This window comes from Enterobacter cloacae complex sp. IR53030 (assembly GCF_049238365.1).
GTDB classification, from domain to species: Bacteria; Pseudomonadota; Gammaproteobacteria; order Enterobacterales; family Enterobacteriaceae; genus Enterobacter; species Enterobacter kobei.
The window spans coordinates 1-783 of sequence record NZ_JBMKHA010000074.1; the positions used below are offsets into that span (position 1 = coordinate 1).

Consider the following 783-nt stretch of genomic DNA (forward strand, 5'->3'; position numbering starts at 1 on the left):
TTGCTTGAATCTATCCGGCGTCTGAATGGGATTTTATTCCCGCGCCTTGATGAGTTCCGCGCCTGATGAACCTCCAGAAAATATACGGCTTCAATGAGCCTTTCCGTTTTACAGGTTCCTCAACAGGCCGGTGGGCCGTTAGTATCATCAATATCAGTATTCGCAAAACCAGATCAGTAATTCTTTAAACCGGTGTATTTCTGCCGTTATGCTACATAAGTTTGCTGTCGTGCCGTTAGGGCCCAGGCTATTCTGGCCAGCTTGTTTGCCAGAGCACAAGTGACGACAAAGTTGCTTTTCCGGCACAGTAAATCCCTGACCCAATCGGCCAATTTGCCAGACTGGTGTTCCAGTTTTTGTATGAATACCCTGGCACATTGAACCAACAAAGTTCGGATCTTTTTATTACCTCGCTTACTAATTCCCAGCAATGTCGTCCTACCTCCCGTGCTGTACTGCCGAGGTACAAGCCCTGTTGCCGCCGCAAAGTCACGGCTGCTGGCGTACTGCTTCCCGTCGCCAATCTCAGTTGAAATAGTACTCGCTGTCAGTGTTCCGACGCAGGGAATGCTCAGCAAGCGCTGTCCAACCTCATCTTCGTCCAACTTTCGTTTCAACTGGGATTCCAAATCTTTAATCTGCTCAACAAGATAGTGATAATGCTGTTGTAATTTCAGCAATAACTGGCTGAGGTAAAGAGGCAAACTATTATCCTCAAGAATGGTACTCAGTCGGCTAATAACGGCAGCTCCTCGGGGAACGCTAATGCCAAATTCCAGCAGA

At 47.8% G+C, this 783-nt stretch carries 1 pseudogene; it reads right to left on the reverse strand.

What is annotated here, in order from left to right:
* Positions 1–206: 206 nt before the first annotated feature.
* Positions 207–783 (reverse strand): annotated as a pseudogene (locus ACOTXR_RS25125) (IS110-like element IS4321 family transposase); the annotation flags it as partial.